At 64.4% G+C, this 11,713-nt stretch carries 11 protein-coding genes; 4 read left to right on the top strand and 7 right to left on the bottom strand.

The window, feature by feature from the left end; translation table 11 throughout:
- The 5 genes from OKW52_RS06905 to OKW52_RS06885 all read right to left on the bottom strand — a co-directional run bounded on the left by OKW52_RS06905 (nt 1) and on the right by OKW52_RS06885 (nt 4,733).
- A complete protein-coding gene (locus OKW52_RS06905; protein WP_264505070.1) occupies nt 1-1,419 on the bottom strand; it encodes a cytochrome ubiquinol oxidase subunit I in 1,419 nt (472 codons plus the stop codon).
- 237 nt (nt 1,420-1,656) lie between these two features.
- Entirely contained in the window at nt 1,657-2,214 is a 558-nt protein-coding gene (locus OKW52_RS06900; protein ID WP_264505069.1) for a DedA family protein, read from the bottom strand.
- A gap of 137 nt (nt 2,215-2,351) precedes the next feature.
- Nucleotides 2,352-2,798 (bottom strand): MaoC family dehydratase, encoded by a 447-nt coding sequence (locus tag OKW52_RS06895; RefSeq protein ID WP_264505068.1) that lies wholly within the window; start codon nt 2,796-2,798, stop codon nt 2,352-2,354.
- Nucleotides 2,799-2,809: 11 nt separating this feature from the next.
- Nucleotides 2,810-4,198 carry an MATE family efflux transporter gene (locus tag OKW52_RS06890; RefSeq protein ID WP_264505067.1) on the bottom strand — a complete coding sequence of 463 codons (1,389 nt, stop codon included), beginning with the start codon at nt 4,196-4,198 and terminating at the stop codon, nt 2,810-2,812.
- 4 nt (nt 4,199-4,202) lie between these two features.
- On the bottom strand, nt 4,203-4,733 hold the full coding sequence (locus OKW52_RS06885; protein ID WP_264505066.1) for a PaaI family thioesterase: 531 nt from the start codon (nt 4,731-4,733) through the stop codon (nt 4,203-4,205).
- A gap of 95 nt (nt 4,734-4,828) precedes the next feature.
- On the opposite strand from OKW52_RS06885, the gene OKW52_RS06880 reads away from it, so the two are divergent.
- Nucleotides 4,829-5,275, top strand: a complete 447-nt coding sequence (locus OKW52_RS06880) for a winged helix-turn-helix transcriptional regulator (protein WP_264505065.1) — start codon at nt 4,829-4,831, stop codon at nt 5,273-5,275.
- Here OKW52_RS06880 and OKW52_RS06875 read toward each other — a convergent pair whose 3' ends face one another.
- Nucleotides 5,276-6,163, bottom strand: a complete 888-nt coding sequence (locus tag OKW52_RS06875; RefSeq protein WP_264505064.1) for a UTP--glucose-1-phosphate uridylyltransferase — start codon at nt 6,161-6,163, stop codon at nt 5,276-5,278.
- 382 nt (nt 6,164-6,545) lie between these two features.
- Between OKW52_RS06875 and OKW52_RS06870 the strand changes: the two genes are divergently transcribed.
- From OKW52_RS06870 to ggpS, 3 genes are read left to right on the top strand one after another with little or no spacing between them, the layout of a single operon-like run.
- Complete coding sequence (locus OKW52_RS06870; protein ID WP_264505063.1) at nt 6,546-7,688, top strand: NAD(P)H-dependent glycerol-3-phosphate dehydrogenase; 1,143 nt, start codon at nt 6,546-6,548, stop codon at nt 7,686-7,688.
- Complete coding sequence (locus OKW52_RS06865; RefSeq protein WP_264505062.1) at nt 7,685-8,467, top strand: HAD family hydrolase; 783 nt, start codon at nt 7,685-7,687, stop codon at nt 8,465-8,467. Before OKW52_RS06870 ends, OKW52_RS06865 begins: the two co-directional genes overlap by 4 nt.
- A gap of 9 nt (nt 8,468-8,476) precedes the next feature.
- A complete protein-coding gene (ggpS, locus tag OKW52_RS06860; RefSeq protein WP_264505061.1) occupies nt 8,477-10,141 on the top strand; it encodes a glucosylglycerol-phosphate synthase in 1,665 nt (554 codons plus the stop codon).
- On the opposite strand, the gene OKW52_RS06855 is transcribed toward ggpS, so the two are convergent.
- On the bottom strand, nt 10,023-11,666 hold the full coding sequence (locus OKW52_RS06855; protein ID WP_264505060.1) for an alpha-glucosidase: 1,644 nt from the start codon (nt 11,664-11,666) through the stop codon (nt 10,023-10,025). The two genes, ggpS and OKW52_RS06855, sit on opposite strands and share 119 nt — an antisense overlap.
- Nucleotides 11,667-11,713: the final 47 nt, after the last annotated feature.

Raw genomic sequence — 11,713 nt, 5'->3', positions numbered from 1 at the left:
TTACTCCTTGGCCGTCGCGTGCGGTGCTGAGGGACTGGCGGCAACCGGGGTGATCCCGGACGAGCGGGTCGGGCCGATTTCCTCGATATCAACCCGGTCTTTGGGCCGCTTGCTCATCAGGCGCAGGACGTAGAGCGTGCCGAACCCGAAGACGAAGAAATAAACCACGATGAAGGCGATGAGCGAGGTGGCGACAGCCTCGGCCTGCAAGGGCGCGACGCTGTCCGTGGTGCGCAGAAGCCCGTAGACAGTATAGGGCTGGCGGCCCACTTCGGTGGTGATCCACCCGCAGAGCACGGCCAGAAAGCCGGTCGGCCCCATCAACACCGCCGCGCGGTGCAGCCATGGCGAGGTGTCAAGCCGCCCGCGCCAGCGCGCGAACGCGGCCCACAGGCCAAGGCCCAACATCGCGAAGCCGACAGCGACCATGATGCGGAAGGTCCAGAAGATCAGCGCGGATGGCGGGCGCTCATCCTCGGGGAAGGCATCAAGACCCTGCATCGGCGTGTCCAGATCATGCGTCAGGATCAGCGAGCCGAGCAGCGGGATCTCGACCGCATAGCGCATCTCGCCCGCGTCATCGTCGGGCAGGCCGAACAGGATCAGCGGCACGCGCCCCTCGGGGTAGCTTTCGTAATGCCCCTCGATGGCGGCGATTTTCGCGGGCTGATGCGCCAGCGTGTTCAGCCCGTGCGCATCCCCGGCAAAGATCTGGATCGGCGTGACGATCAGCGCCATCCACATCGCCATCGAGAACATGATCGCCGCACCCCGGCTTTCCGGCGTGCGCAACAGGTGCCACGCGCCGACCGCACCGACGACAAAGGCGGTGGTCAGGTAGGCGGCCAGCACCATATGCACCAGACGATACGGGAACGAGGGGTTGAAGATGATCGCCCACCAGTCCTCGGGCACGAACTGCCCCAGTTCATTGATCCCGTAGCCCGCCGGGGTCTGCATCCAGCTGTTGGCGCTGAGGATCCAGAAGGCCGAGAACAGCGTCCCCACCGCGACAATCGCCGTGGCGGCCATGTGCAGCCTCTCGCCGACACGCTGACGGCCGAACAGCATGATGCCCAGAAAGCCCGCCTCAAGGAAGAAGGCCGACAGCACCTCGTAGCCCATCAACGGCCCGATCACCGGCCCGGCGCGGTCCGAGAACACCGACCAGTTGGTGCCGAACTGGTAGGACATGACGATCCCCGACACGACGCCCATGCCGAAGGTCACGGCGAAGATCGTCTTCCAGTAGTCGAAGAGCCGCAGATATACTTCGTCGCGCCGCCAGAGCCACAGGGCGTTCAAGACCGCCAGAAAGCTCGCCAGACCGATGGTGAAGGCCGGGAAAATGATATGCGCCGACACGGTAAAGGCGAACTGGAAACGGGCCAGATCAATCGCGGCGAAATCGTTGAACATTCGGACACCTCACTCAGGTTCTGGCGCGCCCCACTGGGCACGGGCGCGCTCTGATCGACGCATCGATCCGGCAGCAACCCCTCTCAGATACTATATCTGAGTCTGTGATAGACCATACGCCCCAAGACCAGCACCGGGTAGGTTCGATCATGTCGCACCGATAGTGCGTTGATTTCACGCGATTTAACCCGGAAAATGCCCTGTGCCTGACACTCTGTCGCAGCCGGGTTTTCGCGCTCAACCCCGACGATGGCGGCGCCAAAGGATCACAGCAGCAACCGCAAGTGCTGCGACCAGCGCGCCGGTCAGCAGCACCTCGACCCGCTCGATCGGGCCGAACAGCGCCGCTAACAGCTGCCCGATGACATGCCCGAGCGCGGCATACAGCACCGACCAGACCGCCGCCGCCAGCGCGGCCAGCAGCGCAAACCGCGCGGTCGAAATCGTCGATTGCGCCAGCGCCAGCGGGCCGATCATCCGCATGCCGGGGATAAAGCGGAACACGGCGGCAAAGCGGGCGGGGTTCCGGTCGATGCCGCGCAGTGCGACCGCGAAACGAGGGCGGGCTGCCAGCGTGCGCACAAGGCGATGGTCACGAAACCGCCGCCCGGCCAGAAAGAAGCTCATATCCGCCAGATAGGCCGCAAATCCCGCGACCAGCGTGACCTGCCACAACACCAGCAGATGCCGGTGCGCAAAGACGCCGCCGGTGATGGCCGCGGTCTCGCCTTCGAAAAAGCAGCCCAGGAACACCGCCCACAGGCCATATTGCGAGATCAGGTGATCAAGGGTCATGCGGGGATTGACGGGATCGCGCGGTGGCGGGCCGCAACAGCAGCGCGGGCAGTGTCAGCCTTGGTCATTGTCCCCGTCCCTCATCGCGCCTTGAATGCACGATAGACAGGCGGCTCGCCCGACGGCAAGGCCCTCGCTTACGCGCTGGGACGGGCCTGCACGATCAGATGACCGACAAAGACCTGCACGGGTTTGTCGTCCTGATTGATCGTCGTGCCGCGCACCTTGATCACCCCCTGCGTGGGCCGGGACTGCGAGGCGCGGACCTCGAGGATTTCGCTGTGAACCCGCAAGACGTCGCCGGGGCGCACCGGGCGCGGCCAGCTCAATTCCTCGAACCCGGCACCGATGATGCCGCCGGCGGGCGTCAGCTCTCCGCCCTGCAACAGCTTCATGGTCATCGCCGCCGTGTGCCAGCCGCTTGCGGCCAGCCCCCGGAACAGGGTGTCCTTGGCCGCCTCGGCGTCCAGATGGAACGGCTGGGGGTCAAATTCTTTGGCGAAGCGGATCACATCGGCCTCGGTCACGGTCAGCCTGCCCGAGCCATAGGTCTGCCCCGGCGCGAAATCCTCAAGGTAAAGCATGATCTTCCCTCCTATGCCCAGCGACCGCGCCAGACAGCGATGCTGATGATCGATCCATAGACCAGCATGGCAAAGGCAATCGCCATGAACACCCCGTTAACCCCGATCGTCGTCACCGAACGCAGCAACACTGCCCCGCCAATCGCCACCCCGATACGCGAGAAGCTCCCGATCACCGGCCACAGCATGCGTCCCGCCCCCTGCGAGGCGAAATAGAGCGCCAACCCCAGCCCGAAGAACGGATAGAACGGCGCGACGATGTGGAAATAGGCGCGCCCGGCGGTCAGGGCCTCGGTGTTTGTGGGCTCAAGAAAGATGCCCAGCCACAGATCGGGGAACAGGGCCAGCACCAACCCGATCACCCCGACAATCGCCGCCCCGGCCAGCGATCCCGTCCACGCAACCCGCAACGCGCGGGCCTTGGCCCCTGCCCCGATATTCGCGCCGACCATCGACGTCATTGCCGCGCCGATGCCAAAGATCACCGGGATCATCAGGAACTCCAGCCGCGCGCCCAGACCATAGCCCGCCAGCGCACCCTCGCCATGCCTGCCGACCATGCCGACCATCATCACAACCGTCAGCACGGTCAGCACCGTATTGACCGAGGCCATCGCGCCCACGCTCATGATATCGCGGACCATGCCGCCATCGATGCGCCCCAGTGCGCCCTTGAAGGCCAGTCCGGTCCGCCCGGCGGCGATATACCCGACAGCCACCAGCGCGCCGACGCCGTAGGCGACGATCAGACCCAGCGGCAGACCCGCCATACCCAGCGCGGGCAACGGCCCCCAGCCCAGCGCGAAGCCACCGGCAAGCGGGATCGAGACGGTCGAGACCAGCAGCAACAGCAGCGACGGCATCCCCATGTCGCCGGTGCCGCGAATGACGCTGAGGGACGCGTGGCACATCCAGATCGCGATACAGCCGGGGAAGAACACCGCCGCATAGGTCACGGCTGCCGCCACCGACTCGGGCCCACCGCCCAGCGTGACAAAGATCGCCGGACCAAACAGCAGCATGATCGCCGCCATCACCAGCGCAAAACCAACCGCCAGAAGCCACGCGGTGATCGTGAGGGTGGCGGCGCGGTCCGGATTGCCCGCCCCCAGTGCCCGCGCGACTGAAGCCGAGATCGCGCCGCCCATCGCCCCGGCGGACAGCATCTGCGTCAGCATCACCAGCGGGAAAACCAGCGCCAGCCCGGCCAGCGCGGTGACGCCGATGCGGCTGGCGAAATAGGCCTCGGCGATGCTCTGCGCCGCCTGCACGACCATCGCCAGAATATTGGGCGCGGCGAGTTTGGCCAGCGTCGGGCCGATGGGTGCGCTCAGCAAGGCTTGCGTGCGCGCCGCGCGGGCGCGGGCGGCGGGGTCGAGGGGCGGCAGGCTCTGGTTCACGATCTCAGCCCTTTACCGAGGTCAGCGGGAAGATCAGGCAGGTCGTCGACCCATGGGCATAAAGCTTGCCATCTGCCAGACCGATCACCGTGCCCTGCGCTGTCGCCATCTGGCGGCCCCGGTGAACAATCGTCGCCTCGGCCCGCAAGCGGCCGGTGCCCGGCAGGATCGCCCGCGTGTATTTCACCGACAGATCCGATGTGGTGAAGCCAAGACCCGGTCCCAGTGACGTATGGACTGCCGCGCCCATCACCGTATCGAGCAGCGTCGCCGCAAACCCGCCATGCACCGCGCCCATCGGGTTGAGCAGGAAATCGGCCGCGTCGGCCTCGAAGGCCGCTTTGCCGTCTTCCAGATCCAGCGGATTTGAAAAACCCAGCGTGGTGATCATCGACGGCGGCGCGCCGATCTCTCCGGCAGCCAGCGCGCGCATGTACTCAAGCCCTGACAGTCGCAGCGCGGCGCCGGTATCGAGTGCCGCCAGTGCATAGCTGTAGCTGCGGGTTCTGGTCCGGGGCGCGTCCTGCGTGGTCATGCGATCTCTTTCGTCGGGACAAGTAAGTTCCTTTTCGGAACCCTTATGGCGTAAGTTCTCTTTCGGAACCTGTCAACCGCTGTTACACTGACCTCATGAAATGGACCGAGTTGCAAACCGAAGCCTGCCCCGTCGCCCGCGGCCTGTCCGTGATCGGTGATCGCTGGACGATGCTTGTCGTGCGCGAGTGTTTTTTTGGCATCCGACGCTTTGACCAGATGCAGGAAAGGCTGGGGATCACGCGGCATGTTCTGGCCGACCGGCTGCGCAAACTGGAAGCCGACGGTGTGCTGCGCCGCGAGGCATATCAACAGCGGCCCCTGCGCCACGAGTACCGCCTGACCGACAAGGGCAAGGCGCTCTATCCGCTGCTGGTCACGCTGATTGACTGGGCGAATACCCATGTGCCGGTCGAGGGCGGCTCATCAGTCACGCTGATGTCGCGCGAGACCGACGAACCCCTTCAGCCGGTGCTGATCGATGCGCGCACCGGCAGCCAGATCACCCACCGCACGGTGCTGGCCAAAACGCGCGAGGCGTGATCAGGCAGCAGCGCGTGGCGCTGCGCTGAAGGCAGCGAGGACATCGGCAAACTCAGGGTCTTGCTGCGCCAGATGCAGGGTCGCTTCCAGCATCCCGGCCTTGGACCCGCAATCAAAGCGACGCCCCGAGAAGGCAAAGCCCCCCAGCCCCAGACGGCCCGCCCCTTTGGCGATGGCGTCGGTCAGCTGGATTTCCCCGCCCGCACCGGGGGCGACCTGCGCCAGATCGTCGAAGATCGACGCATCCAGCACATAGCGCCCGACCACTGCTTTGCGTGACGGGGCGGCGTCAGGCTCAGGCTTTTCGACCATGCCATCCGCCAGAATGACATCCCGCTCCTGCCCCGTCACCGACAGCACGCCGTATTTGCGCGTCTCGGCGCGATCAACCGTCATCGCGGCGACCATGTGCCCGACGGGCGCGGTGTCATAGGCGGCGATCATCTCCGACAGTGCGCCAGTCGCGCCAAGGATCAGATCGTCGGGCAGGATCACCGCCACCGGCCCCGGCAGCACATGCGGGCGCGCGCAGGCCACGGCGTGACCCAGACCCAGCGGCTCGTCCTGCATCGTGAACACCACGTCGTCGTCAGCCGCGCACAAGGCGCTGTCGTGCAACTGCTCGGCCAGCGCGTGCTTTCCCTTGGCTTCAAGGTTCCGCCGCAGGCGCTTGTCATCCATCACATAGCGCTCGATGGCGGCCTTGCTGGGGTGGCTGACAAACACCATCCGCTCGATCCCCGCCGCGCGCACTTCGTCGATCGCATACTGGATCAGCGGCGTGTCGATGACCGGCAGCAGCTCTTTCGGCGTCGCCTTGGTCGCGGGCAAAAACCGCGTCCCAAGCCCTGCAACCGGAAAAATTGCGGTTCTGACGGTCGTGCTCATACGGGTCTCCTGAGATCTGGTTGCGGTAACGGGTCAACAGCGGGCGAATTGTGCCGCTGCACCGCAGAAACTAGGCTATAGTCGCGAAATGTCAAAAAACGACGTTGAGAATGTCGAAAGCGGCCTATATTAGACTAGAGACGCGGATCGAGCTGGCACGAAGTGCATGATAATGCACAACGGATGGGCGGGAGCCCATTTCGCTGATCCGTCGAGCGCCGTTGGTTAGCCCTGCGCTCGACGATTTGCCGCACCGCAACATATTTCGATGAGGGGTGCGCCGCACAACCCGACGATAGCGTGCCCCCTGCCGCCGCACATGGCTTTGAGCATCCTGCGTCGCCGCGATGCGCCCAGAGCCGAGCAGAACGAGAGGAAGACGATGAAGCTTCAACCGATTCCCGGTCCTTCGCTGCCGCAACCCGCCCGCCGCTATGACACTGTCGCCGTGATCGGTGCCGGGTCATGGGGCACTGCCCTTGCCGCCACGCTTGCCCGGTCGGGCGCCACCGCTCGGCTGTGGGGCCGCGACCCTGCGGTCATCACCGACATCAACCGCCAGCGCGAAAACACCCGCCATCTGCCGGGCGTCCCGTTGCCCGAGGGGCTGTTCGGCATCAAGGAGATGCGCGACGCGCTGGACGGCGCCGATGCGGCGCTGATCGTCGTCCCCTCGCGCAGTGTGCGCAGCGTGGCGCGTCAGGTGGCCTTGTTCGCGCCCAAGGGCATGCCGGTTGCCGTCTGCGCCAAGGGGATCGAGGCTGAAACCGGCCTTCTGATGACGCAAGTGGCCGAAGAGGAACTGCCGGGCCACCCGGTCGGCGTCGTCTCAGGCCCGACCTTCGCGCGCGAAACCGCGCTGAACCACCCGACCGCTGCCACCGTGGCTTTTGCCTTTGGCCCCTCGGACCGGATCAACCCCGGCACCAGCCCTGCGGTGCGTCTGGCGCTGTCGCTGACCACCGAGAGCTTCCGTGCTTACGTGTCCGACGATCTGGTCGGCGTCGAGGTTGGCGGCGCGGTCAAGAACGTCATCGCCATCGCCTGCGGCATGATGACCGGCGCAGGCTTTGCCGAAAACACCCGCGCCGCGCTGATCACGCGGGGCCTTGATGAGATGAAGCAACTGGCCGAGGCTCTGGGCGGGCGGCGCGAAACCGTGACGGGCCTGTCGGGTATCGGCGATCTGACGCTGACCTGCTCAAGCCCGACCTCGCGCAACATGTCGCTGGGCTTTCAGCTGGGCGAAGGCGTGCCACGCGCCGATTGCTTTGACGGCAAGCCCGTGGTGGTCGAGGGCGAGATGAACGCCAAATCGGTCACCGATCTGGCCCACCGCGTCGGCGTGTCGATGCCGATCTGCGAGGCCGTACAAACCATCCTGCGCGACGGGGCTGATCTGGGCGCGACCTTTGCCGCGCTCTGGGCCCGTCCGATTGAATCTGAACCGCGCTCGATGGATCTGGTCTTTGACCATCCTGCATCAGCGCAAGCTATCCAAAATCTTGCAGAAAGGATCTCATGAACATCATTCCCGCCGTTCAACCCCGCGCCATCTCGCAAAAGCAGCTGGTCCTCGCAACCGATCTCGACGGAACGTTTCTGGGCGGCAATGACAATGCCCGCGCCGGTCTCTATCGCTGGATCGAAGAGAACCGCCATCAGGTCGGCCTGATCTTCGTCACCGGCCGCGACCCCAAATTTGTGCGCGACCTGACGCGCTCGGGTGAAGTGCCCAAGCCGGATTATGTCATCGGTGATGTCGGCACCACGATCGCCGAGTTCGACGACAACAACTTCGTCGCCCCGATCCTTGAGCTGGAACGCGAGATCGAGGCCGCCTGGGTCAACACCGGCCCCCGCGCGCAAGTGGCGCTGCAAGGCCTTGCCGGCCTGTCGCTGCAATCCACCGGTTTCCGCTACCGGCTCAGCTATGACATGGACCCCGAATTGTTCGATACCCGCGCGTTGGATATCGTGGCCGAGATGGGCCTCGACGCGCTGGTTTCCGACAACCGTTTCTTCGACGTTCTGCCCAAGGGTGTGAGCAAGGGTCCGTCGCTGCTGCGCCTGCTGACCTATCTGGAAATCGACACCCGCCGCTGTCTGGTTGCCGGTGACACGCTCAACGATCTGTCCATGCTGTCGCTGGGTCTTCCAGCCGTTGCAGTGGGGAATTCCGAACAGGGGCTCTTGGACAAGCTGGCCGGTCTGGACCATGTCCATATCGCCGAAGCTCACGGCGCAGGCGGCATCGCAGAAGCCATCATCGCCAAGAATTTCATCAGCTTAGCCGCAGCATAGGAGGTCATCATGCCGTCAGATCTGGTCATCGTCTATCATCGACAACCCTATGAAGAGGTTGAAGTTGACGGCAAGATCGTCCTGCGCGAGAACAAAAGCCCCAACGGGATCGTGCCCACGCTGAAAAGTTTCTTCGGCGCGGTTGATCGCGGGTCTTGGGTGGCGTGGAAGCTGGCCGAAGATCCGGCCAACCCGGACTTCGAGCCGGTGATCGAGATCACCGATGATTTCGGCACCTACTCGGTCACCCGGCTGCCGCTGTCTGCCGCTCAGGTGCGCGAGTTCTACCATGTCACCTCGAAAGAGGCGTTCTGGCCGATCCTGCACAGCTTCAAGGAAAAGTATAACTACGACCGGGTTGAATGGCCCAATTTCCGCGAAGTGAACTGGGCCTTTGCCGAAGCCGCCGCGCGCGAAGCGGCGCATGGGGCGCTGGTCTGGGTGCATGACTACAACCTGTGGCTGGTGCCGGGCTATCTGCGCAAACTGCGCCCCGATGTGCGCATCGCCTTCTTCCACCACACGCCCTTCCCGGCGGCGGATATGTTCAACGTGCTGCCATGGCGGCGCGAGATCGTTGAAAGCCTGCTGGCCTGCGACGATGTGGGCTTCCACATCCCGCGTTACGCGGAAAACTTCGCCTCGGTCGCACGCAGCCTGTGCGACGTTGTCGTCGCCGCCCGCGCGCCGGTGCCGCCGCATCTGTATTCCGACGGCACCGCGCTGTCCGAACGTGGCGTGCCCAAGGCGCTCAGCTATGACGGGCGTCAGGTCACGCTGAGCGTCACGCCGGTTGGCGTGGATGTCGGCTTCATCGAAGAGCGCGCGCGCCGGCCCGAGACCGATACCCGCGTCAAGGAAATCCGCGAAGATCTGGGCGAGGCGCAGCTGATCCTGTCGGTGGGCCGCACGGATTACACCAAGGGCGGCGTCGAACAGCTGGCCAGCTTTGGCCGCCTGCTTGAGGCGCACCCTGAGCTGCACGGCAAGGTTCGCCTGATGCATGTGTCGGTCAGTGCCAACAAGAACATGACGATCTATTCGGACATTCAGGGCGAGATCGAGCAGTCGGCGGGCCAGATCAATGGCCGTTTCGGGCGACTGGACTGGCAGCCTGTCGCGCTGATCTCGCAGGCGATTCCGTTCGAGGAACTGGTGTCCTATTACCGGGCCGCCGATGTGGCATGGATCACCCCGCTGGCCGATGGCATGAACCTTGTGTGCAAGGAATTCGTCGCCGCGCGGACTGATGACGACGGGGTTCTGGTGCTGTCGGAATTCGCTGGGGCTGCGGTCGAGCTGCATCAGGCGGTGATCACCAACCCGTTCTCGAACCGCTCGATGGACACGGCGATCCTGCACGCGCTGACCATGCCGGTCGACGAGCGGGTGTCGCGCATGCGCCAGTTGCGCGAAACGGTGCGCACCTATGACGTCAAGGCCTGGGGCAACGCGGTGCGCGACAGCCATGACCACGCCGGGGGCGCGCCCGCGCCGCCGACGCGCAAACCGCCGCATAAGAGTTGGGCGCGTTCTGACCGAACGCGCCCTTTCTTCAGTCTATCTTCAGCGCATACACCACCTGCCACGGCTCCAGCACCCGCTCGGGGCCCAGCAGCGTTGCACGGAACGGCGCGCTGTCGTCGGCCTGCCACCGGCCCGGCGGCAGGCTGATCGCCTGCGGCTCGTCGCTGAGTGCAAAGGCGCAGAACAGCGTCTCGTTGCCGGACCGGCGGATAAAGCTGAGCAGCTCGGGCCGCCGCTCGATCACCTCGAAAGACCCGGTGCGCAGTGCCTCGCGGCTTTGGCGATAGCCGATCATCTTGCGATAGAACCGCAGCATGCTGTCCCAATCCTCGGTCTGGCGGGCAACAGCGTGTTCCAGATGATCGACCGGCAGCGGCAACCACGGCTTCGCCGTCGAGAACCCGCCGTTCACCCCGTCATGCACCCAAGGGATCGGCGTGCGGCAGCCGTCGCGCCCGTGGTACTTGGGCCAGAAGCGGATGCCGTAGGGGTCTTGCAGTTCCTCGAAGGGAACATAGGCCTCACTCAGCCCCAACTCCTCGCCCTGATACAGACACACGCTGCCGCGCAGGCTGAGCAAGAGCGCGGCAAAGGTGCGCGCGGCGGGTTTGGGCAACTCCCAGCGCGAGATGTGGCGCATCACGTCATGGTTGGAAAAAGCCCAGCAGGCCCAGCTTTCCGGCCCCAGTTCGCCAAAGGTGTCGAGCACATCCGCCACTCGGTCGCCGCTAGGGTAGGTGCCCGACAGAAAGGCGAAGTCATAGCACATATGCAACATATCGTCGCCGGACGTGTACTGCGACTGGATCGCCAGCCCGCGCTGCGCATCCGACACTTCGCCGACGCTGGTCGTTGCCGGATACTCATCCAGAACCGCGCGCAACCGTTTGAGAAACGCCAGATTCTCGGGGCGGTTCTTGTCGTAGAGGTGGTCTTGCCAGTTGTAGGGATTGACGCTGGGCGTCAGGATCTCGTTACGCTCGCCAATCGGCAAAACCGGATTATTGCGCAACTCGGGATCGTGGAAATACAGGTTCACCGTGTCCAGCCGGAATCCGTCAACCCCGCGATCCAGCCAGAAACGCACGATGTTCAGCAACTCGTCCTGAACATCGGGATTGTGCAAGTTGAGATCGGGCTGTTCGACGAGGAAATTGTGCAGATAGTATTGCTGCCGCTCGGTCGACCATTCCCAGGCCGGGCCGCCAAAGATCGACAGCCAGTTGTTCGGCTGCGTCCCGTCGGGCTTGGCATCGGCCCAGACATACCAGTCGGACTTGGCGTTATCCGGGCCAGAGCGGCTTTCGCGGAACCACGCGTGCTGCTCCGACGTGTGGCTGAGCACGAGGTCGATCAGCACCTTCAGCCCCAACTGATGCGCACGCTCGATCAGCGCGTCGAAATCGCCCAGCGTGCCGAAAATCTGATCCACATCGCGGTAATCGCTGACGTCATAGCCGAAATCGACCATGGGCGAGCGGAAGAACGGGCTGATCCAGATCGCATCGACGCCCAATTCGGCGATATGCGGCAGGCGCTGGATGATCCCGGCCAGATCGCCGATCCCGTCGCCGTTCGAGTCCTGAAAACTGCGGGGGTAAATCTGGTAAATTACCGCACCGCGCCACCAATCCCGGTCCTGAGCTTTCACAAGCCCGGCGGGTTCATTCATTTGTGTCAACATGGGTCAAGTGTAGGGCCCGGGTGCCCAGATGCAAG

Origin of the sequence: Pararhodobacter zhoushanensis, assembly GCF_025949695.1 — a bacterium.
GTDB lineage: Bacteria > Pseudomonadota > Alphaproteobacteria > Rhodobacterales > Rhodobacteraceae > Pararhodobacter > Pararhodobacter zhoushanensis_A.
Note: the sequence above shows the minus strand (reverse complement) of the source record. Positions and strands in the feature narration are given on the sequence as shown.

Bases quoted from the DNA above. Each gene is read 5' to 3' on its own strand.
- OKW52_RS06905 (WP_264505070.1), bottom strand. From the start codon at position 1,419: ATGTTCAACGATTTCGCCGCGATTGATCTGGCCCGTTTCCAGTTCGCC.
- OKW52_RS06900 (WP_264505069.1), bottom strand. From the start codon at position 2,214: ATGACCCTTGATCACCTGATCTCGCAATATGGCCTGTGGGCGGTGTTC.
- OKW52_RS06895 (WP_264505068.1), bottom strand. From the start codon at position 2,798: ATGCTTTACCTTGAGGATTTCGCGCCGGGGCAGACCTATGGCTCGGGC.
- OKW52_RS06885 (WP_264505066.1), bottom strand. From the start codon at position 4,733: ATGACCACGCAGGACGCGCCCCGGACCAGAACCCGCAGCTACAGCTAT.
- OKW52_RS06880 (WP_264505065.1), top strand. From the start codon at position 4,829: ATGAAATGGACCGAGTTGCAAACCGAAGCCTGCCCCGTCGCCCGCGGC.
- OKW52_RS06875 (WP_264505064.1), bottom strand. From the start codon at position 6,163: ATGAGCACGACCGTCAGAACCGCAATTTTTCCGGTTGCAGGGCTTGGG.
- OKW52_RS06870 (WP_264505063.1), top strand. From the start codon at position 6,546: ATGAAGCTTCAACCGATTCCCGGTCCTTCGCTGCCGCAACCCGCCCGC.
- OKW52_RS06865 (WP_264505062.1), top strand. From the start codon at position 7,685: ATGAACATCATTCCCGCCGTTCAACCCCGCGCCATCTCGCAAAAGCAG.
- ggpS (WP_264505061.1), top strand. From the start codon at position 8,477: ATGCCGTCAGATCTGGTCATCGTCTATCATCGACAACCCTATGAAGAG.
- OKW52_RS06855 (WP_264505060.1), bottom strand. From the start codon at position 11,666: ATGAATGAACCCGCCGGGCTTGTGAAAGCTCAGGACCGGGATTGGTGG.